The organism is Methylosoma difficile (assembly GCF_054657615.1).
Genome location: NZ_BAAHYJ010000001.1, coordinates 455,772 through 477,797, shown reverse-complemented (window position 1 = coordinate 477,797; position 22,026 = coordinate 455,772). Strand labels below are relative to the sequence as shown.

General features: G+C 51.4%; 16 protein-coding genes. 10 read left to right on the top strand and 6 right to left on the bottom strand.

All coding sequences use genetic code 11. The features are described 5' to 3' along the window. Nucleotides 1-152: 152 nt before the first annotated feature. Genes ACYQ1O_RS02305 through ACYQ1O_RS02295 form a run of 3 tightly spaced genes read left to right on the top strand, consistent with a single transcriptional unit; the run spans nucleotide 153 to nucleotide 4,391 of the window. Complete coding sequence (locus ACYQ1O_RS02305) at nucleotides 153-1,394, top strand: hypothetical protein (protein WP_459990013.1); 1,242 nt, start codon at nucleotides 153-155, stop codon at nucleotides 1,392-1,394. Continuing rightward, entirely contained in the window at nucleotides 1,364-2,059 is a 696-nt protein-coding gene (locus tag ACYQ1O_RS02300) for a methylamine utilization protein (protein ID WP_459990012.1), read from the top strand. The genes ACYQ1O_RS02305 and ACYQ1O_RS02300 overlap by 31 nt, the downstream gene beginning before the upstream one ends. Next, on the top strand, nucleotides 2,049-4,391 hold the full coding sequence (locus tag ACYQ1O_RS02295; RefSeq protein WP_459990011.1) for a putative bifunctional diguanylate cyclase/phosphodiesterase: 2,343 nt from the start codon (nucleotides 2,049-2,051) through the stop codon (nucleotides 4,389-4,391). Before ACYQ1O_RS02300 ends, ACYQ1O_RS02295 begins: the two co-directional genes overlap by 11 nt. A gap of 206 nt (nucleotides 4,392-4,597) precedes the next feature. Here the strand turns inward: ACYQ1O_RS02295 and ACYQ1O_RS02290 are convergent, their stop codons facing one another. From ACYQ1O_RS02290 to ACYQ1O_RS02280, 3 genes are all read right to left on the bottom strand, one after another. Then, nucleotides 4,598-5,140 (bottom strand): hypothetical protein, encoded by a 543-nt coding sequence (locus ACYQ1O_RS02290; RefSeq protein ID WP_459990010.1) that lies wholly within the window; start codon nucleotides 5,138-5,140, stop codon nucleotides 4,598-4,600. A gap of 72 nt (nucleotides 5,141-5,212) precedes the next feature. Then, nucleotides 5,213-8,530 (bottom strand): ExeM/NucH family extracellular endonuclease, encoded by a 3,318-nt coding sequence (locus tag ACYQ1O_RS02285; RefSeq protein WP_459990009.1) that lies wholly within the window; start codon nucleotides 8,528-8,530, stop codon nucleotides 5,213-5,215. Between the two features lie 571 nt (nucleotides 8,531-9,101). Next, a complete protein-coding gene (locus ACYQ1O_RS02280) occupies nucleotides 9,102-10,277 on the bottom strand; it encodes a hypothetical protein (protein ID WP_459990008.1) in 1,176 nt (391 codons plus the stop codon). Between the two features lie 374 nt (nucleotides 10,278-10,651). Between ACYQ1O_RS02280 and ACYQ1O_RS02275 the strand changes: the two genes are divergently transcribed. Next, on the top strand, nucleotides 10,652-12,049 hold the full coding sequence (locus tag ACYQ1O_RS02275; RefSeq protein WP_459990007.1) for an ammonium transporter: 1,398 nt from the start codon (nucleotides 10,652-10,654) through the stop codon (nucleotides 12,047-12,049). 173 nt (nucleotides 12,050-12,222) lie between these two features. Here ACYQ1O_RS02275 and ACYQ1O_RS02270 read toward each other — a convergent pair whose 3' ends face one another. Both ACYQ1O_RS02270 and ACYQ1O_RS02265 read right to left on the bottom strand, forming a co-directional pair. After that, nucleotides 12,223-13,065: a PA4780 family RIO1-like protein kinase gene (locus tag ACYQ1O_RS02270; RefSeq protein ID WP_459990006.1), complete on the bottom strand. Its 843-nt coding sequence runs from the start codon at nucleotides 13,063-13,065 to the stop codon at nucleotides 12,223-12,225. Next, nucleotides 13,062-14,357 carry a BaiN/RdsA family NAD(P)/FAD-dependent oxidoreductase gene (locus tag ACYQ1O_RS02265; protein ID WP_459990005.1) on the bottom strand — a complete coding sequence of 432 codons (1,296 nt, stop codon included), beginning with the start codon at nucleotides 14,355-14,357 and terminating at the stop codon, nucleotides 13,062-13,064. Before ACYQ1O_RS02265 ends, ACYQ1O_RS02270 begins: the two co-directional genes overlap by 4 nt. 86 nt (nucleotides 14,358-14,443) lie before the next feature. Here ACYQ1O_RS02265 and ACYQ1O_RS02260 point away from each other — a divergent pair, with 86 nt between their 5' ends. Both ACYQ1O_RS02260 and ACYQ1O_RS02255 read left to right on the top strand, forming a co-directional pair. Beyond that, on the top strand, nucleotides 14,444-15,016 hold the full coding sequence (locus tag ACYQ1O_RS02260) for a DNA-3-methyladenine glycosylase I (protein WP_459990003.1): 573 nt from the start codon (nucleotides 14,444-14,446) through the stop codon (nucleotides 15,014-15,016). A 9-nt stretch (nucleotides 15,017-15,025) separates the two neighbouring features. Then, complete coding sequence (locus ACYQ1O_RS02255; protein ID WP_459990001.1) at nucleotides 15,026-15,451, top strand: acyl carrier protein; 426 nt, start codon at nucleotides 15,026-15,028, stop codon at nucleotides 15,449-15,451. A gap of 179 nt (nucleotides 15,452-15,630) precedes the next feature. Here ACYQ1O_RS02255 and gpmI read toward each other — a convergent pair whose 3' ends face one another. After that, nucleotides 15,631-17,283, bottom strand: a complete 1,653-nt coding sequence (gene gpmI, locus ACYQ1O_RS02250) for a 2,3-bisphosphoglycerate-independent phosphoglycerate mutase (RefSeq protein ID WP_459990000.1) — start codon at nucleotides 17,281-17,283, stop codon at nucleotides 15,631-15,633. Nucleotides 17,284-17,477: 194 nt separating this feature from the next. Here gpmI and ACYQ1O_RS02245 point away from each other — a divergent pair, with 194 nt between their 5' ends. The 4 genes from ACYQ1O_RS02245 (at nucleotide 17,478) to ACYQ1O_RS02230 (ending at nucleotide 21,981) form a co-directional block, all read left to right on the top strand. Continuing rightward, entirely contained in the window at nucleotides 17,478-17,924 is a 447-nt protein-coding gene (locus ACYQ1O_RS02245) for a VOC family protein (RefSeq protein ID WP_459989998.1), read from the top strand. 59 nt (nucleotides 17,925-17,983) lie between these two features. After that, on the top strand, nucleotides 17,984-20,179 hold the full coding sequence (locus ACYQ1O_RS02240; RefSeq protein WP_459989996.1) for a glycoside hydrolase family 3 N-terminal domain-containing protein: 2,196 nt from the start codon (nucleotides 17,984-17,986) through the stop codon (nucleotides 20,177-20,179). A gap of 111 nt (nucleotides 20,180-20,290) precedes the next feature. After that, nucleotides 20,291-20,659 carry a hypothetical protein gene (locus ACYQ1O_RS02235; RefSeq protein WP_459989995.1) on the top strand — a complete coding sequence of 123 codons (369 nt, stop codon included), beginning with the start codon at nucleotides 20,291-20,293 and terminating at the stop codon, nucleotides 20,657-20,659. A gap of 266 nt (nucleotides 20,660-20,925) precedes the next feature. Beyond that, on the top strand, nucleotides 20,926-21,981 hold the full coding sequence (locus tag ACYQ1O_RS02230; RefSeq protein ID WP_459989993.1) for an ATP-binding protein: 1,056 nt from the start codon (nucleotides 20,926-20,928) through the stop codon (nucleotides 21,979-21,981). The last annotated feature ends 45 nt before the right edge of the window (nucleotides 21,982-22,026 follow it).

The window sequence follows — 22,026 nt, the reverse complement described above, 5'->3', positions numbered from 1 at the left end:
GCCGCTGTGCTGGGCATCCCTGCGTATAACAAGACGGCTTGGTGATATTATTCTATAATCTGGGAACTTTTTATGGATGTCGTGCCAAGATGATAAGGTATTGTTTTTTAATTCCTATTTTTTTGCTTTTGGGTTTTTCCACAAAGCGGGTTGTGGCAGATGAAAGCGTTTATCCCGCATTTTCTGCGCACGGCTTGTTGGATTTGCGTTATCAAAATACCGATGCTTCACGCGGCTGGCTGGATAACGGCTTGGGCAAATTCCGTAGCGGCGGCGATACTGACCGTGTCCGAATGAATGAAGCGGCGCTAAGCGTGCAAGGCCAGTGGTGGGATTGGTCGGGAACGGTGACGGCTAAATATGCCGACGAACAAGACAACCCCGTAGACTTGCAAGAAGCTTTTTTGCATTACCGCCCCGTCAGCACCACGCCTTGGCGGTTTGGCGCGCGTTTGGGCATGTTCTTTCCGCCTGTCTCTTTTGAAAACAACGGTGTAGCCTGGAGCAGCCCCTACACGTTGACGTCATCGGCGATCAACTCATGGGTGGGTGAAGAGTTACGCACCTTTGGCGGCGAAGCCAATGCCAGCTACCAATTTGGCTACAGCGTCCGCTTTGGCGTGTTTGGCGCTTTGCTGGCGAATAACGACACTGCCGGAACGCTCTTGGCATGGCGCGGCTGGAATTTGCACGATTATGAAGCCACTTTAAGTGACCGTTTAAATTTGCCGCAAGGCACCGGCATCCAAACGGTATTCCCCAACCAAGCGGCTTATACAAGCCCTTTTGTTGAGTTGGATGGCAGCCCCGGTTATTACGCGGGCATTTCTGGCGAACACCCGGGTATTGGCAAATTCCGCATCCTGCACTATGACAACCAGACCAACCCCGAAGCTTTACGTGGCGGGCAATACGGTTGGCACACACAGTTTTGGAGTTTCGGCTTTAAAAATGAACTGCCGCAACAACTGACGCTGATTGGTCAGGGCATGACGGGCAGCACGCTGATGGGCAATTGGGTAGGTGGTAGGCGAGAGGTGCAGGTTGATTTTTGGGCGACCTCGTTGCTGCTGAGCAAAGCGTTCGATATTCATCGCATCAGCATCCGTTACGACCACTTTGCCACCCGTGGCGCCCATTTGCAGTCCACTAGCCAACGGCTTGTGTTGGACAGTACCGGCAATTATGTTTGGCAGAATAGCTACTTTTGGGGCAATAACAACGAAAATGGCGATGCTTGGACGGTCAACTACAACATCATGTTGGAAAAGCACCAACAAATTAATATCGAAATGACTTATCTGGACAGCTATAACGCCAACCGTTTGGCAATCCGAAAATCACCTAATCAGGAGGAAATCTTATGGCAGCTCGGCTACCGCGTATTTTTTTAAGGGTCGGTGGGGTTGCTCTGGGATTGTGGGTGCTTAATGCCTTCATTACCGCCGCTACTGCCGATACGTTGCAAGGCAGGGTGACGGATGCCGAGGGAAATGCGCTGGCGGATGCGGTCATTACCGCCATGCCCGCTAGTGCTTCCCCCCAAGCCTTGCCAGTTGCCAAAAAAGAACTCGTCAGCCTCGACCAACAAGGGCGCGAATTCGTCCCGCATGTGTTGGTGGTCAATGTGGGAACGGCGGTGACTTTTCCGAATAGCGATGACATCCAGCACCACGTCTACTCATTTTCCGACCCCAAACGTTTTGAAATAAAGCTTTATAAAACCCCGCCGAAAAATCCGATTGTTTTTGACCAACCGGGTATTGTGGCGTTGGGCTGCAATATCCATGATTGGATGCTGGGTTATGTTTACATTACCGACGCGCCTTATTTTACGAAAAGCGATGCCCAAGGCTTTTGGTCGTTAGCGTTGCCCGAAGGTGAATACCGTCTGGGCGTGTGGCATCCCGACGCCAGCCAGGCCAGCGCCTTGCCTAATGAAAAGGTCAGTTTGCCTGCCTCTGCCCCTTTACAGCACCAGATTGCCCTGAAAGGTAGGCGGCAAACCGGCAAACCGCCCAGCAGCCTGCAAGAAGGGGTTTACGGCAATGATTTTTAGCTTTCAGACGCGCATCGTTTTATTTTTTTCGTTGCTGTTTGTCGGCGTACAGGCGGCAACCTTGGTGACGGTTTACAGCTTGTCGCGCCACAACGTCATCAGCCAAGTCGAGCAAAACTTAAGCTATGCCGGGCGCGTCTTTAACCGCTTGTTGACCAGTCGGGGCGAACGCATGGCGGCGGAAGTGAGCATTCTGTCGGCAGACTACGGCTTCCGATCCACTGTCAATAACGGCGATGTCGATACCTTGCGCTCGGCCTTGCAAAACTTGATGCTGAGAATCCACGCCCAGCGCGTGTTTTATATCGATTCGACCAGCAAAATCATTGCCGATAGCGGGCAAAGCCTTGAACAACAAGCCTTCCCGTTTCCTATCGCTCTGAGCCTTGCCGAAAGCAGCGGACGTTCGGTTTGTTTTGCGCTCATCGACGGCTTGCCGCATATCTTGGCGGCGGTGCCGGTCTTGGCACCAATTCCGATTGGCTGGGTTGCCGTTGCCATTCGTGTCGATAACAGCTTTGTCGAGCATTTTAAAAACCTTTCACCTGCCGCCATGCAAATCACTTTGGCAGAGCAAACGCCCACCCATTGGCGCGTACTAGCCAGCACCTTAAGCGAACCGCAGCAACAGCAGTTATCGGCTTTAGACCAGCAAGTGACAGGTAATGCCGAGCAGCCCAGCTTGCTGGCATTTGCCGATAGCCAATGGATCAACCTGCGTTTCCCATTGCCCAGCGGCGATCATGAGCAGAAGATTTTTGCCTTTTTGCAGGTGGAGCTGGATAGCGTATTAAGCACTTACCAACCTTTTTGGTGGTCGGCGGGCGGTTTGTTTGGTTTGGGCTTGTTCGCCACTTTACTGGGCGGCCTGTTTTTGGCGCGGCAAGTCAGCAAGCCGGTGCGGCAATTGTCGCAAGCGGTGCGGCGTGTCGATGCGGGCGACTTTTCGCAACCGGTCAAATTGTACCGGAAGGACGAACTGGGGCGTTTGGCGCAGGCGTTTAACGGCATGATGCAAGGTATTGCCGAACGCGAAACCCGCATTGCCTACCAATTGCGCCATGACTCCCTGACGCACCTGCCCAACCGTCTGTTCTTTGAAGAAAACCTGACAACCGCCTTGATGTTTAGCGACCAATACGCGGTGTTGCTGGTCGGTCTTAACCGCTATGCAGAAATCAACAGCACCTTGGGGCATGAGCTGGGCGATTTGTTGGTGCGCAATGTCTCGGCGGCTTTGCAGGCGCATATGCCCCAGGAAGCCACATGGGCGCATTTGTCGGGTGACGAATTTGCATTGATTATGCCGTCCGGTTGCGGTCAGGCCGATTTGCAGCAACTGGCCCAACAAGTGCTGGGTACGTTTAACCAGCCCTTTAGCTTGGGCGTGGCAGCCGTCGATGTCAGCGTCAATATTGGCATTGTCCATGCCGCCAAAGACGGTTTCGATGCGCAAACTTTGCTGCGTAAAGCCGATGCCGCGTTATTTGTCGCCCGGCAATCACAGCATGTATTCCATATTTACGACGAAGCTAGCGACCCTTGCCAGCCCGAAGCCTTGTCGTTGATGGGCGAACTGCGTGCCGGATTGGATGCCGGTCAGTTCAGTTTGTATGTGCAGCCGCAGCTGGATATAAAGCGCAAGCAAATCACCCATGTTGAATGCCTGATCCGTTGGCGGCATCCCGAACGCGGTTTTATGCCGCCCGATCGTTTTATCCCGCTTGCCGAACAAACCGGGAATATCAGCAAGCTGACGGCTTGGGTCGTACAAGAGGCGTTTAGGTTACGCCAACAATGGCAACAACAAGGGCTGGCGGTGAAATTGGCGATCAACCTGTCCGCACACGATCTTCAAGATCAGCATTTGCCGGTGTTGCTCGACCAGTTGCTGGCTAATGATCCATTAGCCGCCGACGGCTTTGTGCTGGAAATTACCGAAAGCGCCGTCATGCAAGACGCGCAGCAAGCCTTGAATGTGTTAAAAATGCTCAATGCCCGTGGCTTTTTGCTAAGCATTGATGATTTTGGCACTGGCTATTCATCAATGGCTTATTTGCAAAAACTGCCGCTGCACGAATTGAAAATCGACAAAGCTTTTGTGCTGTCACTGGCAACCAGCGCCGAAGATGCGGTGATTGTGCATTCCATTATTGAATTGGCGCACAACTTAGGTCTAAAAGTGGTGGCGGAAGGCTTGGAAAATGCCGAAAGTTTTGCGGTACTGGAACGCCTAGGCTGCGATTTGGCGCAAGGCTACTGGTTAAGCCGACCAATTCCCGCCGATGATTTTGCCGAATGGCTTAAGAAATCGCCTTGGTGGGCGCATTGAGTCCGTTCGTACCCCAGGGCATAAATGCAGCGCTTCCTCAAAACAAAAAAGCCGTCATCAAGACGGCTTTTTATTTTTCAGCTACTTCTTTGGGTGATGCTAAACATTAACGTGATGCCTCTTTTTCAAAGAGGCCATCAAAAAACATGTTTTTTGACTCCTCTTCCATGTCATCACTTAATCTTTTACCTTTTATACAACAGCTCTTAAGCGGCTTTTCTGCGTGCCGACAACAGCAAGCCAGAAAGCGCCGGGGCGAACAGCCAGAGTGCCGCCGGTACAGGAACGGCGTTGACGGTATTGACGGAATCGATGGTAAACGAGCCAAAGCCCGCATCGCCAAAAGCCGGTGCATAAGCCAAGTAAGCGACATCATCCGGCAAGCCCGTGCCCGCGCTGCTGATGAACGCCAAGGCGGGGTCTGTAAAGCTGGAAGTGAAGTTGATGCCTAAAAACAAACCGTCCAAAAATTCGGCACTGGGTTTGAAATCCGCTGCGTTTAAGTCGTAAGTGTTGGCTAAAAAGCTGAAAGAAAAGGCACTTAACTGGCGGCTTTCCAAACCGCTGTTGTTTAAGTTGCCGTCAAAGTAAGAAAAGCTGCCGGTGTAGCTGGTGCCATTAAGTTCACCACTATCCAGTGCGCCGCTGAAGGTGTAGTCAACTCTGGCGGCTTGTGCGCCAGGAGCCAGCAAAATGAGTACGCCACCCAAAAGCAGGGCGGTGTAGAGTTTGTGTAGTGCGTTCAACATAAAATCATCCTTTGTTTTTTTCGCTGCGCACCGCCGCCGCTGGGTGGCGGTGCGCAGACTGTACGGTTGGGTTTAGAATTTAAAATTGCTGGGGTTGTTCAGGCTGGCGACACTGACATTGTTGACGATCAACAAGGCGCGTTGTGCCGTTGCGCCTGCGCCGTCAACATCGATGTAAACCACGCTGTTGCTGCCCGAGGCGGCAAACTTGACGATGCCGTCACCGATAGGGTTGTCGCCTTGATAGCCGATGTTTAACAACAGCGCCGTTAAGTCGATGACATCTTCACCAGGGACAAAATCGGTGACGGTGTCGATGCCGTCGGTGGTTAAGGCATAAACAAACGCGTCAGCACCCGTGCTGCCGGTCAGCTTGTCTGCGCCTGCCAAGCCGCTGATGCGGTCATTGCCGGTGGTGCCGGTCAGCGTGTCTTTGGCAGGGCTGCCGTTGATGGTGTTGATGACCGAAGCCAGTTGCAGGCCGATCATGACGGGGTCATGGTCGGATGTGCGGTAGGCGTTGGCGGCGTACAACGGCGTTGCCGACGGTTTGGCTTCAAAGCTGGCTTCGCCGGTGGTGGCAACGGCGTCGTTGTAATCGAACGCGGGCGGCTCGTCGGCATTGATATGCCAGTCGCCAGCGCCGGTCACTTGCGCCACTAAGCTGCTGCTGGCGAGGGCGTGGTCGAGATAGCCCAATTGACCGTCGAACACATAAGAATAAGCCGATGCGCCGCTGAATTTTTTCACCAGGTTGGTGTAGCCGCCATTTTCAATGGCTTTGACAGGATCTTCTTTGGCGTAGCTGTTCAAGTCGCCGATAATCAGGTTGTCGTTGTCGATAATGCCGGTGGGGTAGGTGGCAAGCCAACTGACCAACACTTCGGCGGCTTTTTTGCGGGTGATGTTGCAATTGCCTTGACCGTCTTGGGCATCCACATCAAAACTGACGTTGCCGTCAAAAGAGATGTCGTTACAGTCCGAGCCTTTGGATTTCAAATGATTGACCGCCACTGTCAAACGCTCGCCGGTCGTCAGTTGCTCAAAACTTTGCGCCAAGCTTGGGCGGTTTTTGGTGTCGATAAAGTTGCTGCTGACACTTGAATTCAATAACGCAAAGCTATTGATAGGCGCAACCGTGGCGGTTTTGTACAACAAGCCGACCTTAATCGCGTCGGTACCGATAACGCCAGTCGGGATGTAGTCATAAGTGCCTGCTCCGCAAACGCTGTTGGCGGCATCCGCCAAATCTTGCAAAGATGCGGAGGCGTTATTTTCAACTTCCATCAGGCCGATAATGTCGGCGTTCAATCCGCACAAGGCCGCACCGGCTTTGGCTTTTTGTTGGCTCAATTCGATTGCCGAATCGGCACCACGGCAATCTTGCAAACCATCGGCACCACAAGGGCCTGAAGATGAGCCAGCCGTGGTGTCGATGGTGGTGAAGTAGTTCAAGACGTTAAAGCTGGCCACTTTTAATGTGCCACCAACACTAGGAGGCGTTGCTTTACGTTTGTTGGCAGCAGTGAAGACGTAATCATACACCTCATCAACTGGGCGGATACGCCACGCATCAGTGCCGGATCGTCCTGCCCATGACCAATGTAAAACACCAGTCAGATTGCTGATGGTGTCACCGCCACGGAAACGGTTGGCGGTGCTTAAACCATCGGTAATGCCGCCTGCGCCATCGGTTGGGTAGAACAAGGCTTGGCTGTTGCTTAAGGCCGCGTTTTCAGTGTCGTTTTTGTCATCCAAAAGAATTTGGCGCTTAGCTACGTTGATTTGATGGTTAACATAGCCGCTTACGCTAGGGTTGCTGGCGTTGGTAAAGGTTTGAATACGACCACCTTGGCCTAATAACAATTGACCGTAACGTTCCAATTCGAAGTATTCAGACACTTTTAAGGTGGTTGGGAAAGACACCAACATGCCTTCAAAGGCTTCGTAATAATTGTTGATGGCTGCCGTTGCTGCGGCTAAATCGCCAGTGGGTACGTTAGGTACGGGCAATGTCAAGCTGGCGGCTGTTGGCAAGGTTTGGTTGCTGGCACAGATTTGCACGTCGGTTAAGGTACCGAGTTGCGTCATGTTGAAGTATTCGGAACGAGTGCCGGTCACGCGCACTTTATCGCCCACTTTTACGCTAGGCTTGCCGTTGATGCCGTCAAAAATAAAGATACCTTCTGAGGTGGCCGCGTTGCCGTCAACATCGGCATTTTCTTCTTGTACAAAGAAACCGCGCAAGGAGGTTGCGCTGACACCTTGGTAATCACCGACTACGATGCCTTCAATCGTTGTACCCGCTACGCCGTTAAGCGCGTGGGCGCTACCGTTGTCGGTGCCTTGTACGGTGGATATTTTGGTGGCCGCGGTTCCGCAGGCATCGTTGTCAACCAACGTAATGTTTTGGCTAGCAGGTGAACCCGATGTTAATCCGCTGGAAACGCCACTGATGCTAATAGCTGCGGTTTCTAGGCTTTCAATGTCATTATCATTAAGGACAGTAAAGCTAACAGAACCGCTTGTTGTTCCCGACAAAATTGTGATGCTAGGGTTGTTTAGCGAGTAATCACCTGCGTTAACATTAGTGCCGCTTACGGTCAGGTTGACTGTTTGATTGCTGGTTACGGCTTCTGATGCGGTTGCTGTTACTGTAATAACCGTTGTATCAGTTTCGGTGCCTTCTTTTGCACTCACTGCAAGACTTACGCTAGGGTTGACACTACCTGTTATGGTTGTGAATGTCTGTCCATTATTAGCAGCACCAAACGTGTTTGGTGCTGGGGTTGTCCAGGTAAAGTCGCTATAAACATTACCGCTACCGGTAAGCTGTAGGGAATGGCCTGCGGGCGATGAACTGGTTTCTGACACGCCTATGTCAGTCGATGTTTTGCCTGAAGCTGCACCAGTACTTGTGGTTGTTACACCTTCGTAACTTAAAAATTGTACGACATTACCGCCGCCATCAACCAAGGCTATGCCGTCGTTACCACCGTTTTGCAAGCCATCAGCAGCGAAAGTTACGGTGACGACGCCCATTGATCCTAGAGTACCCGGTATAGATGCAGGGAGTGCAGAGGTTTGTGCCGATAATGTATAAACCACCGCTGCAGTTGGAACGTTTCCGTTGTAACGGACGAGCTGCCAGCCGGTTAAATCGGTACCCGCTGGGCCAGCAATTTCAACTGCTTCGCCAATATCATTACCTGAATTGTCGTAGTGAATTTCATTAATAAAAACACTAGCGGGGTTAACAGTAAAAGCAGTAGCTTCGCCTGACAAGCCTAATAGCGCTAAGCCGCCCAATAAAACCGGCTGAAGTGGTTGCAAAGTGGCAAACATGGCTAATGCCAATGGATGCCGTTTGAAATGGTTTTTCTCGGTCATAGTTATTCCTAAGTGATGAATATCGTTTTTATAATGAGGGGTAAGGTGCTGGTACACAACTTCAGCAAGGTGCGTTAAGGTTATTCAGAATGGATTGCAATTTAGCGGCACACGCCCTAACAACAAAACAAATACTCAAGCGACATCATGGATGACGGCACTTTAATTCATGTGTTTTTTCAAGGCGTTTGCCAATCTAAAATGTTAATCAATTCACATAATAGGTAAGCAATAGGGCATGATTGTGAGTGTTTAATTAAGTTTTTGTGAATTGTATTACTTTGCTTTCGGGTAAAAATATGCAGGTGACTGCCGGTAAAGGTCTTCCGCTGCAAAAAGGGGGCAAGTGTTTTGGTGGGGTGTTGCTTGGGGGCAATCAATTGCACGGTGGCTTAAATTCCGCAGTGAGTCCAACGTTTGCTTTGGATTCACTGCGGAATTTAATAGGACAGGGTGTTCGCGGGTCGGTCGCTTTTAGAAGCGCTGGGATGCGGGTCCATGCGGAAGAGGCTGATGTGGGGCGGCGGGATTGCCCCGCTAAAAGATTGAAGACAGTCTGGGGCAGCTGCAACTAAGCTATTTGGTCGACCAGACCCATAACGGCACAGGCATTGTGAAAATTAATAACCTGCGCGAGCGGCAAGTTGGTGGTTTGGGCAATGTCTTGCAGGCTGGCGGCTTTTGCAGTCATCAGCGCGGCAAGCTGAAAAATATAACGTTCTTCTTTAATTGACGAGGCATCCTTCAGCAAGGCTTTGTCGGGCCACGCTTTTAAGCGCACGGGTTTGTCGCTCGCATAGCCGGGTAACAGGCGGCCTTGCGAGGCATATAAAGCGGCGCGGAAACGCAGCTCCGAGAGGGGATGGCTAGGTAAATTAGGTAGGCTGGCTTGTTTTTTGCGCCGCACGCGCGTACGACCAATTTGCACGACTTCTTCTTCAGTACTGCTGGTGTCGACAATCGATACCTCCAAGGCGGATAAGCTTGCCGCACACAATTTGCCTAAAGCAGTGGCATCGGCTTCGGTAAGGTATTTGCCTTCGGTAGGAACAATATACAAAGGTTGTTGCCCAGGCAATTTGCAGCAACGGATTTGCAGGTCGGTATTGGCTTGGTCGAGCAAGCCCAATAAGTGATTGGCGGGATTAAAAGCATTGCCGGAATCGGTGACGACGTAACCCAATATGGCGCAAGCGTTATGGAAGTCTATGACTTCTGCCAAAGGCACGCCGCTTAGATTAGCCAGTGCCGGTAACGGCAAGGCGTCTTCCAATAGCATGGCGGCCAGCATGGGTTCATGTTCTTTGTGGAAAAGGCTGGAAAAGTCAGGATAAGTATTTAAACCGACAGCAATATCAATACGTGAGTTAACCAATAAGCGGCCTTTGCTTGCGCATAAGGTAGAGTACCAAACCAGTTCTTCGAGTGGATATTTGATTAGGTTTGTCGCCGAGGGCTTAGGTTTGCGGGTAATGTGCAAGCGCCCCGCTTGAACATCGACTTCTTGGTCTGGCTGCCAATTCGGCAACAGCTCTACGCTGAGATCAAAAGGAGCCGCCAAACATAATGCCTGCAAGGATTCTATGTTGGTTTCTGGGCTGTAAAAAGCATTTTCTGTTGGAACTAAGTAAACCTCCGGACAAGCGGGATGTTTACAGTAGCGGGTAACGCCGTCCGCCATTGCTTTTTGGATTAAGCCAAGGAAATGGAACGCGGGGTTGAATTGGCTCTCTGCTGTTTCGGTCATGATAAGCTTTCTCGCGGCTTTTAAGTAACAACATACATAAGAAATAAGCATTTACTGTGCCATTGTTTTTTTCGGGGCTTGTCGCTGGGAAGGGGGTCATCATCATGATTTGAGTGGCTTAATTTTGTTGAAATACACCAAAGCTTGCGGGTTTTACGAGTGGGTGTGAAACAAAAAAGTGCAATACTTCACATTTGTGGCTTAAATCGGTGCGTGTCATGAAAGAAAAGCGGTTTTCTTTGACCAAATAATACAAGGCATGAATATTGCATTTTCTTTGATGCTATTGGAGTTTTTACCGTAACTATTTGTTCTGCCAATACGGTTTCTAAACCCCTAGATGTGCGAGCCGATTAATCTTAAGGAGAAAAAACATGACAAAACCACTCAGATTGTTGGCAACTTTGCTGCCATTTTTATATTCAGGCGCATTATGGGCGGAAGAGGCCGTCGTCAGCGCCCCCGTACCCAATAAAGGTGACACCGGCTGGATGATTGTTGCGACCGTACTGGTCATTTTGATGACCATTCCAGGTTTGGCGCTGTTTTATGCCGGAATGGTGCGCGCCAAGAATATGTTGTCCATTTTGATGCAAGTCTTTATTACCTTCTGCTTTATTGCCGTGTTGTGGGCGTTGTACGGTTATAGCGTCGCCTTTACCGAAGGCAATGCCTTTTTTGGCGGTTTCGACAAAGCCTTCCTTGCCGGTATCACGCCGGATTCTGTGGTTGCCACTTTTAGCAAAGGCGTGGTGATTCCAGAATACATCTACGTTATGTTCCAGCTGACATTTGCCGCCATTACACCGGCTTTAATTGTGGGTGCTTTTGCCGAAAGGATGAAATTTGGCGCGGTGATGATGTTTATCTTCTTGTGGTTTACCTTCTCTTATTTGCCTATCGCCCACATGGTTTGGTATTGGGCAGGCCCTGATGCGTATACCGACGCAGTGGCGGCTCAAGCAGCTACCGATACGGCGGGCTTCATCTTCAAAAAAGGTGCGTTGGATTTTGCAGGCGGTACGGTTGTGCATATCAACGCCGGTATTGCGGGTTTGATTGGCTGTTTAATGGTTGGCAAGCGTTTAGGCTTTGGTCAGGAAGCGATGGCGCCACACAACGTACCGATGACCATGATGGGTGCAACTTTGTTATGGGTCGGTTGGTTTGGTTTTAACGTAGGTTCCAATTTGGAAGCCAATGGCGCGGCGACTTTGGTCTTTGCCAATACTTTATTGGCGACAGCGGCGGCAACCTTGGCATGGACGTCGGTGGAATGGATTATGCGCGGCACACCTAGCATGTTAGGTGCGGCATCAGGGGCGGTTGCAGGTTTGGTTGCCATTACGCCCGCTTGCGGTTGGTCTGGCCCTATGGGCGCTATTTTCTTAGGCTTGTTTGCTGGCAGTTTGTGCTTCTGGGCGGTTACCGAGATGAAAGCCATGTTTGGCTATGATGACTCCTTAGACGTTTTTGGCGTCCACGGTGTTAGCGGTATCTTGGGATCGCTGGCTACGGCTATCGTGGCAGCGCCTTCGCTGGGTGGTACAGGCGTTTATGATTATGTCGCCAATGGTTTTGGCGAGTACAACATGATGGCGCAATTGCAAAGCCAACTCTGGGGCATATTGTTGACGGTCACTTGGTCGGCACTTGTCGCTTTTGTGTCTTTTAAATTTGTTGATATGACGATTGGCCTGCGCGTTGCCGAAGATGTCGAACGCGAAGGTTTGGATATTTCCGAACACGGCGAGACGGCTTATCAAGATTAAACGTGATTCCTGCCAGTTTTTAAACTCCGTTATTTTTACCATCGTTCCAACATCTTTATACCGGCAGGATTGCCGGAAGCCAGCCAGCAAGGATGCTGGCGAAGCCTCTGTTAAAGTGGGTGTGTCAATCTTATTGGCACACTCACATCAACTGCCAAATCCCCTGCTTTCGCTTAAAGGTCAGGTTCAAACCGCCGCCGCAAGGCTTCTTCGCGGGCATCATCAATTTCACGTAGCACACTGCCAACATCAGCGCGTTTGTCGCTGTCTTTAAATTGTCCGGTCAGCTCAACCATTGGATGCAGATTGCCGGTTTCAAACAATTTCCAGATTTCTTTGCCGTAGCGGGTCGTTAACAGCTCTGGCGCAAAACGTCCAAAATAATCTGCCAGATTGCCCACATCGCGCTCCAGCATACGCGCTGCGTTGTTGTTCGCGGCAGCATCGACGGCTTGCGGCAAATCAATAATGACCGGGCCGGTGCTGTCCACCAAAATATTGTATTCGGACAAGTCGCCATGAATGATACCCGCGCATAGCATTTTCACCACTTCGCGGATTAACAACGCGTGGTATTCCAGCGCCTGTTCGTGGCTGAGTTCCAGATCATTCAAGCGTGGTGCGGCGTTGCCGTCGGCATCGGTCAGCAATTCCATCAACAACACGCCGCTGACAAAATTGTAAGGTTGCGGCACGCGCACACCGGCGGCGGCGAGTTTGTACAAGGCATCGACTTCGGCGTTTTGCCACAACTCTTCTTGCTGTTGGCGACCAAAACGCGAGTTTTTCTGCAGCGCGCGGGCTTGGCGGCTGCTACGGGTTTTACGGCCTTCCTGATATTGCGCTTGGGTGTGAAAGCCGCGTTTGTTAGCTTCTTTGTAGACTTTGGCGCAGCACACCACGCCTTCAGAGACGACGACATACACCGCCGCTTCTTTGCCGCTTTTTAACGGGCGTAAAACTTCGTCGATTAAGCCGTCTTCTACCAGCGGCGCTAAAGGTTTCGGTGTTTTCATGGGTTTCCTAAAGTAGGTTGATCGGTTGCCACCGCGCGCTGCGAATGCAGCCAGTCCAGCGCGCCCAAGCCTGCTGTGCGTCCGGACGCCAGGCACAGGCTGAGCAAATAACCGCCGGTGGGTGCTTCCCAGTCGAGCATTTCACCGGCGCAGAACAGGCCGGGGCGTTGCGGGCTCATCAGCTGTGAATTGAGTGCCACAAAGCGGACGCCACCTGCGCTGCTGATGGCTTCCGCCAAAGGTCTGGCTGCCGTGAGTGTAACGGGCAAGGCTTTAATGGCAACAGCCAGTTTTGGGTGGTCAGCCAATGCGGAGGCATCAAGAACTTCCCTGAGCAAAGCCAGCTTTACGCCATCCAAGCCAATACGTTTGCGTAAATGGTTCGCCAACGACAGCTTGCCGCGCGGGGTCGCCAGTTTTTCGGCTAGCCATGCCGCAGTGCGGTCGGGGGCAAGATCAAGCGTGATGCGTGCGCCGCCTTGTTGGTCGATCAGCTCGCGCAGGGCAGCGGAAGCGGCGTAAATCAGGCTGCCTTCCAAACCGTGAGCCGTCACCATGATTTCGCCCAATTTGGAAAATGCCGCGCCGTGGTGGTCGCGAAAATTTAAGCGCACGTTTTTTAGCGCGTGTCCGGCAAAATGCGCTTGCAGATAATCGCTCCAATGGGCATCAAAACCACAATTGGCGGGTTTGAGCGGCGCAACCTCAATCTGTTGTGCCTGCAACAGCGGCACCCATGCGCCGGTTGACCCCAGCTGAGGCCAGCTGCCGCCGCCTAAGGCCAAGATGACGGCATCGGCGTGTACGCTAATCCCGCCCGTTGGTGTGTTGAATTGCAAAACCTTGTCCGCAGACCACCCAGTCCACTGGTGGCGGACATGAAAACTCACGCCCGCGTCACGCAGCCGGTGCAGCCAACGGCGCAACAGCGGCGCGGCTTTCATATCGGTGGGAAATACCCGCCCTGATGTGCCGACAAAAGTTTCAATACCCAAATCCTGCAACCATGCCCGTAAATCGGTCGGGGTAAAGGCCGCCAACATCGGTTCAACCTGTGCGCGGCGATTGCCATAGCGCGACAAGAAAGTCTCGAAAGGCTCGCTGTGGGTAATGTTCATGCCGCCTTTGCCCGCCATTAAAAATTTACGCCCGACCGAAGGCATGGCCTCGTAGACCGCCACCTTAACGCCCGCTGCGCTTAACACTTCCGCCGCCATCAAACCAGCAGGGCCGCCGCCAATGATGGCAACAGTCGCAGGGTTTCCAGAAAGGTTGGGCGATGGCGCGTTCATACAGGGTATTGGCTCTACAGTTGGGTGGGCTAGTATACAATAGCGCCACCATTGGCGCGGCCTGATAAGCAACCTCGGAGTAACCCATGAACAAATGCCGCTGGGCTTTAGGCAGCCCACTAGAAGAACACTACCACGACCACGAATGGGGCGTGCCCGTCCATGATGACCGCCTGTGGTTTGAGTTTTTGCTGTTGGAAGGCGCACAAGCCGGCTTAAGCTGGGTGACGGTTTTGAAAAAACGCGATCACTACCGGCAAGCCTTTGATGGTTTTGATGCCGAAAAAATCGCCCGCTACGATGCCGACAAAATCACCGAACTGCTGGCGAATCCGGGCATTATCCGCAACCGCCTTAAAGTCAACGCCGCCATTGTCAATGCCCAAGCTTTTCTAAAAGTGCAGCAAGAATTCGGCAGTTTTGACCATTACATCTGGCGGTTTGTCGATGGCAAACCTAAACAAAATAATCGGCAAAGCTTTGCCGATGTACCGGCAACCAGCCCCGAATCGGATGCGCTGAGCAAAGATTTAAAAAAACGCGGCTTTAAATTTGTCGGCAGCACCATTTGCTACGCGTTGATGCAAGCCACCGGCATGGTCAACGACCACACGGCGGATTGTTTTCGGCACAGTGAAATCAAGGATTGCCAACCCTAACGGCTAAACATGAAAATCCTTTTAGGCGTAGCTGCGGTTATTTTGCTTGTTTTGTGGAGCCGTGTTGAATCGAAGCGCAGGGCGGCAAAAATTGACAGCGTTTTTGCCGGCCGCCCCCGCTTAACGCCCGAACAGTTTTATGACCGTTACTTCAAGGCGCAAGGGATACCTTTTGGCATGGTTGACGGTGTCCGGTCGGTTTTGGAAGAACAACTTGGCGCTGACTTGTCACGCCTGCTGGATACCGATGATTTTTCTGAAAACCTAAGCTTTTTCTGGCAATACGATTCCATGGTCGATGTAGAAATCGTCTGTGCGCTTGAGGAAAAATTTGCCATCCAAATTCCTGACGAACAAGCCGCCAATGTCCGCACCTTCAATGATTTGGTTCATTTGGTGCATACACTGACGTTGGCGCGGCCTGAATCAGAGTAAAGTCCCTGTATGAAGTCTTCCCTAGGTTTTCGCGGTCTTTGGGAGTGAAAAAACATGTTTTTTTCACTCCATTTCTCTGAATGATTAATGCAAAGCAGGGTTAACATTTTCTGTAGGTGCGGATTTATCCGCATTGATGCCCTATGGTGGCTGTGCTAATGAATTAGCACCTACTGTACTTAACCGACCTTCACAATGCTCGCTTCATAATCAGCTGGTGGTTCAAAGCCCAATAAGGTGATGCAAGTCGCTGCTAAGTTGGCGATGCCCGCGTTAGCGACTTCCGCCAAATGGGCGTTGGCAATGCCGGATGGGTCGTACACAATGCCGGGTACGGGGTTTAATGAATGCGCGGTTTTCGGTTTGTATTTGCCTTGCTCGTCCAGCACCATGGTGCCGGTCTTTTTGTCCAGTTCGCACATATCGTCGGCGTTGCCGTGGTCGGCTGAACAGATCATGATGCCGTCGGCTTTTTGCAAGGCCGCCATAATTTTGCCCACGCTTTCATCGACGGCTTCAATGGCGGTTTTTACAGCAGTGACTACGCCGGTATGGCCGACCATGTCGCCATTGGGGAAATTCAGGCGGATAAAATCATAGTCGCCGCTTTCGATGGCTTTCACCACCACGTCGGTAATTTCGGCGGCTTTCATGCGGGGCGCGTCTTCAAACGGGCAGACATCGGACGGAATTTCTTGCCAAATTTCGGTGGCGAATTTGCCTGAGTTATTGCCGTTGAAGAAATAGGTCACGTGACCGAATTTTTGGGTTTCGGAAATTGCCAATTGTTTGACGCCCGCATTGGCGAGGTATTCGCTCATGGTGCGGTCAATGGCGGGTGGTGTCACCAAATAGCGTGCCGGTACGCCCAAATCACCGTCGTACTGCATCATGCCGGCGTACAGCACATCGGGTTTACTGCCACGGTCAAATTCTTTCAAGTCTTCGGCTTCAAAGGCTTTGGTGATTTCCAAGGCGCGGTCGCCACGGAAGTTGTACAAAATCACACTATCGCCATCGACAATCGGCCCGACCGCTTGCCCGTCGCGTTCGATCACAAACGCCGGTAAATCTTGGTCCAAAATGCCTGCATTTTCGCTGCGGAAGGTTTCCACGGCGGCACGCATGGATGCAAACGTGCGGCCTTCAGCTTTCACGTGGGTTGCCCAGCCGCGTTTGACCATATCCCAATTGGCATCGTAGCGATCCATGGTGATGTTCATGCGTCCGCCGCCGGATGCGACGCAGTAATCGACCGTGCCATCAGCGTTGATGTCGTTCAAGAACGCATCGAAACGGTCAATGTAGTCAAATGCGGAAGTTGGCGGTACATCACGACCATCAATTAAGGCATGGATGCGGGTTTTTTTTACGCCTTGCGCTTTGGCCTTGGTGAGCATGGCTTCCAAATGGTTGATGTTGGCGTGGACATTGCCATCTGACAGCAAGCCGATAAAGTGCAGGGCAGAGGATTTTGCCTTCACATTGTCGACCAGTTCTTGCCAAACCGAGCCGTCGGCAAAAATCGCCCCGGATGCCAAGGCTTTGCCGATTAACGCCGCGCCTTGTTCAAAAATACGTCCGCAACCAATGGCGTTATGACCGACTTCGGAATTGCCCATGTCGCTGTCATCCGGCAAACCGACCGCCACGCCGTGCGCTTTCAGTTCGGTGTACAGCGCATGTTCGCGCAACCAGTCCAAATTGGGGGTGTTGGCTTGTTTGACGAAATCGCTTTCAGGATTTTTACCAATGCCAACGCCGTCCATAATCACCAATACGACAGGGCCTTTTGGGCCGGCAAAAGCCGGGTTCTTTTTCAACTCAATCATTGCAAACTCCAAATTATGGACAGGTTTAATAAATGTTTTCTGGGAAATACAGGCAGCAGAAGCGCGTCTGCGAAACGGCACTGAAAAACTAAAGTATCGGTTTCATAACGCCGCAAACCCGATATGATATACAAGTATTGCTTAAAATAGGTGTAAAACTTCGGCTACTTTTGCCTAACCACAGGAGAACAAAAATGTCCTTACGCTACTTGCATACCATGATCCGCGTCCGCGATTTGGACGAATCTTTAGACTTTTTCTGCAACAAACTGGGCTTGGAAGAAAGCCATCGCATGGACAGCGAAGCGGGCCGTTTCACATTGGTTTATCTGTGCGCGCCGTATGACCAAGCGCAAGCCATCAGCGAATTCGCACCCTTGCTGGAGCTGACCTACAACTGGGATAGCGAAGACTACACCGGCGGGCGTAATTTTGGGCATTTGGCTTTTGAAGTGGACGACATTTACGCGACTTGCCAAAAGCTGATGGACGGCGGAGTGGTCATTAACCGTCCGCCGCGTGATGGGCGCATGGCGTTTGTGCGCTCGCCCGACCAAATCTCCATCGAGTTTTTGCAAAAAGGTGATGCCTTGAAGCCGCAAGAGCCTTGGTTGTCGATGCCTAATACCGGTGCTTGGTAACGCGTTTGGCTGCTAAACAAATACTTGCCGCTTTCACCTGTTTATTGATGGGGTGTCCGATGAATGATTCAACGATTAAAAACACTGACGGTACTGCTGCACAAGTCAGTCAGTTGTTGGCGCAAATGACTTTGGAAGAAAAAGTCGGGCAAATGGTGCAGGTGGATTTTTCGGTGCTGGGCTTGCCTTATGATCCGCAAAAAACACCGGCGCTAGACCCGCTTAAGCTGGAAGCTGCGCTTAACCAATATCACATCGGTTCGGTTTTGAACACGCCGACCACGCCTAATAATCAGGCGCAATCGCTGCAAACTTGGCGGTCTATAACCCAGACGTTGCAGCAAGCCGCCGCCAAAACCCGCTTAAAAATTCCTGTTTTGTACGGCATTGATGCCATCCACGGCGCGACTTACAGCCAAAACGCCACGCTATTTCCACAAGCCATCAGCATGGCGGCAACTTTTAACCCTAAGCTCAGCGAACAAGAAGGCGAGATTACCGCCCGCGAAATCCGCGTCTCCGGCTTGCCGTGGAATTTCTCGCCAGTAATGGACATAGGCCGCCAACCGCTGTGGCCCCGTTTATGGGAAACCTATGGCGAAGACGTGCATCTTGCCAGCACTTTGGGCTCGGCGTTTATCAAAGGCCATCAAGGCGACGACTTTTCCGCACCCGACAAAGCCGCCACTTGCTTAAAACATTTTGTCGGCTACAGCTTCCCCATCAACGGCAAAGACCGCACACCCGCGTGGATTAGCGAACGCATGTTGCGCGAATACTTTTTGCCCAGCTTTGAAGCAGGCATAAAAGCCGGATCACCGACCATTATGATTAACTCATCAGAAGTGGACGGCATTCCAGGCCACGCCAACCACCATTATCTGACCACCATTTTGCGTGATGAAATGGACTTTAAAGGCTTTACCGTCTCCGATTGGGAAGACATCATTCGCCTGTACACCCGCGATAAAATGGCGGCTTCACCTAGGGAAGCGGTGAAAATCGCCGTGATGGCAGGCGTGGATATGAGTATGGTGCCGCTGGACTTTTCCTTTTACGACTTGCTGCTGGATTTAGCGAAAGCAGGCGAAGTGCCGATGGCGCGGATTGACGAAGCGGTCAGCCGCATCCTGACCGTTAAAGTCCAAACGGGTTTGTTCAAGCCCGACCACCTGCCGCTGCCTGCTGAAAACAACTTCGCCACGCCCGCCGCGCAAGCCATCAACCTGCAAGCCGCGCACGAAGCCATCATCTTGGCAAAAAACGAGCACGCGGTGTTGCCGTTGCAAAAATCCGCCAAGGTCTTGGTCACTGGGCCAACCGCCAATCTGCTCAGCGCCTTGAACGGCGGCTGGACTATCACTTGGCAAGGCGATAACGAAAGTTTGTATCCCAAAGACAAACTCACCGTGCTCGCCGCTTTGCAACAAAAATCCCCCGGCAATATCACTTATGTGCCAGGCAGCGGCTTTGATAGCGAAATCGACATTGCCAACGCCGTCAGCGCCGCCAAAGACCAAGATGTCATCTTGCTGTGTTTGGGCGAAAAACCCTATACCGAAACCATGGGCAATATCGACAACCTCGATTTGCCTGCCGCGCAAACCAAGCTCGCCCAAGCCTTATTGGCGACAGGCAAGCCCGTGGTATTGCTGATGCTCGGCGGTCGCCCGCGCATCATCACCCCCATCGCCGAACAAGCCGCTGGCGTCGTACTAGGCTTTCTACCCGGCATGGAAGGCGGACGCGCCATCGCCGATGTCTTAATGGGCGACTACAACCCCAACGGCAAATTGCCCATCACCTACCCACGCCACCCCAACGGAATCACCTTATACGATTACAAACCGATGGAGTCTTTTGAAGGCAATGCTTACAATCCCTTGTACCCGTTCGGGCATGGCCTAAGCTACACCAGCTTTGCCACCAGCGGCTTGGCAGTGGCGAAAACACAGATAAAAATGGGTGAATCTGTAGATGTCACCGTCAACGTCAAAAACACCGGCAAACTGGCAGGCCAAGAAACCGTGCTGCTGTACCTGCACGACCTCGCCGCCTCCATCACCCGTCCTAACAAACAACTCAAAGCTTTCAAAAAAGTGACATTGGAAGCAGGGCAAAGCCAGCAACTGCATTTCACCTTAACACCGCACGACCTGTCGTTTATCGGCGTGGATTTAAAACGCGTGGTAGAAGCAGGCGAGTTTGAGGTGAAAGTAGGTGATGAAACGGTGAAGTTTGCGGTGGTGGAATAGGTGGTTTGGAGTAAAAAACAAGTCCGTAGTTTGGGGTGACGTTAGGAACCCTAACCGACGGGCTTCCCAAATTTCCGTTAAAAATTCTTTTAATACCTTGGGCGTACAACCATGAAAAAGCGTTTACTATTTATTGTGCCTATCGTTATTGCGAGTGCTTATCTGATAACGGCCTATACCTATCATCAAAATAGCGACGTTGAAAAGTTTGACGGACAACTGGGCAACACCGTGGGCGCTATGGCGTTGCAAGTTTCCGGCTGGGATGCTGGCACGCTTGAAAATATTGCCGACCAATTGCAAAGCACATGTGCCAAAAACAAGTACGAAATGACCGAAGCCGAATGCGTACAGGCTATTAAGGATCATAAAGATACTTGTATACGGGTTATCTCCGAAAGATTTCCGGGGCAACCCGCAGATAGCGCGCGTCGGCAAATGATTGTCGCCAATTATGTGGATTGTCTGTTTCAGCAATAATTTTTGGCAGGTTTCATCTTCAAATCAGCCGTAACATTTGAAAAGTTGCCAATTACCTAAAAGGCAAAAGGCAAAAGGCAAAAGGCAAGTTGAAATATTTAAAAGGCAGCCAATGTGGCGGAATAGGTGGTTTGGAGTAAAAAAACAGTTTTTTACGTCAACCAAACTGCTAATGGGTTTAGGCAACAAAACTGTTGTGCAAAATATTTGTTGCACAACAGTTTTGTTGCTATCATTTGCCCGTCGTCAACTTACGGGCTTTCAACATGTCTTCAGCAGATACCATGCAAATTGTCATTGGCGCACCCGCCACGGGCAACAACTTCTTTCCGCGTAATAAAATCAGCCAACAATTACAACGCGCTTTGCAGGTTGAGCATGTCTTGTTCCTCGCGCCACGACGCACGGGCAAAACCAGTGTGTTGTTGGAGTTACGGCGAAATGAAGGCGTGCCAACGGTGTTTATGAATCTTGAAGAATTCCGTCATCCCGAACAATGGATTGACGCGATGATTATCGGATTAAGCCAAATTCAAGATGAAGCCTGGCTTCAAGCTGCTAAGCGAGTTAGCGATTTTTTGCCGCGATTAAAAAACAAATATCTGGAAATAGCCGCCCCAGATTGGCAAAGCAAAGGCCAGCATTTATTGAAAGATTTGCAACAGCTAGATGAGCCGATTTGGTTTCTGCTCGACGAATTCCCCATTATGATCGACCAAATCGCCAAAAGCCACGGCCTGCCTTTAGCCGAAGCCGCTTTGCATTGGGTTCGCAGTTTGCGCCAACAACCCGACAGTAAAGTACGTTTGTTGCTCACTGGTTCAATAGGCTTGGATAGCATCTTGCGTAAACACGGCATACGCGGTGTCGCCAACGATTTACGCCGCGAAGAACTCGCCCGCGATTACCTGCAACGCTTAGGCGCAGGGCTTTGGCCTTTCTTAATCCAGCTTTTTGTCGCCGAACTGCAAGACCAAGACGCACCGCCCACCAGCCCCGCCGATATAGAACGCATCTTCCACGCCATCGCCCGCAGCAAACGTAACCAATACGCCGCCAATATGTGGGATAGATTGCGCGATATTTTCAACGAAGCCGAACAAACCATTGCCCGTGCTGTGCTGAAATTAATCGCCGCGCAACCAACAGGCATTGCGTTTGAACAACTGCGCGGACAATTGCCGCAGTTTGAAGTTAATGATTTTGACTATGTGCTGGATGTCTTGCAGCACGACGGCTACCTGACCGAAACCGATAACGGCAATATCTGCTTCTTCTCGAATTTGTTGCGGGATTATTGGTTGTATAAAGCGCGGGTTTAAACATCGTTCCCACGCTCCTGCGCACCCTAAAGGGCATAAATGGGA

Coding starts and splice junctions, on each gene's coding strand:
- ACYQ1O_RS02295 (WP_459990011.1), top strand. CDS start 2,049: ATGATTTTTAGCTTTCAGACGCGCATCGTTTTATTTTTTTCGTTGCTG.
- ACYQ1O_RS02265 (WP_459990005.1), bottom strand. CDS start 14,357: ATGAACGCGCCATCGCCCAACCTTTCTGGAAACCCTGCGACTGTTGCC.
- ACYQ1O_RS02255 (WP_459990001.1), top strand. CDS start 15,026: ATGAAAATCCTTTTAGGCGTAGCTGCGGTTATTTTGCTTGTTTTGTGG.
- ACYQ1O_RS02245 (WP_459989998.1), top strand. CDS start 17,478: ATGTCCTTACGCTACTTGCATACCATGATCCGCGTCCGCGATTTGGAC.
- ACYQ1O_RS02300 (WP_459990012.1), top strand. CDS start 1,364: ATGGCAGCTCGGCTACCGCGTATTTTTTTAAGGGTCGGTGGGGTTGCT.
- ACYQ1O_RS02290 (WP_459990010.1), bottom strand. CDS start 5,140: ATGTTGAACGCACTACACAAACTCTACACCGCCCTGCTTTTGGGTGGC.
- ACYQ1O_RS02260 (WP_459990003.1), top strand. CDS start 14,444: ATGAACAAATGCCGCTGGGCTTTAGGCAGCCCACTAGAAGAACACTAC.
- ACYQ1O_RS02235 (WP_459989995.1), top strand. CDS start 20,291: ATGAAAAAGCGTTTACTATTTATTGTGCCTATCGTTATTGCGAGTGCT.
- gpmI (WP_459990000.1), bottom strand. CDS start 17,283: ATGATTGAGTTGAAAAAGAACCCGGCTTTTGCCGGCCCAAAAGGCCCT.
- ACYQ1O_RS02275 (WP_459990007.1), top strand. CDS start 10,652: ATGACAAAACCACTCAGATTGTTGGCAACTTTGCTGCCATTTTTATAT.
- ACYQ1O_RS02285 (WP_459990009.1), bottom strand. CDS start 8,530: ATGACCGAGAAAAACCATTTCAAACGGCATCCATTGGCATTAGCCATG.
- ACYQ1O_RS02240 (WP_459989996.1), top strand. CDS start 17,984: ATGAATGATTCAACGATTAAAAACACTGACGGTACTGCTGCACAAGTC.
- ACYQ1O_RS02270 (WP_459990006.1), bottom strand. CDS start 13,065: ATGAAAACACCGAAACCTTTAGCGCCGCTGGTAGAAGACGGCTTAATC.
- ACYQ1O_RS02230 (WP_459989993.1), top strand. CDS start 20,926: ATGTCTTCAGCAGATACCATGCAAATTGTCATTGGCGCACCCGCCACG.
- ACYQ1O_RS02280 (WP_459990008.1), bottom strand. CDS start 10,277: ATGACCGAAACAGCAGAGAGCCAATTCAACCCCGCGTTCCATTTCCTT.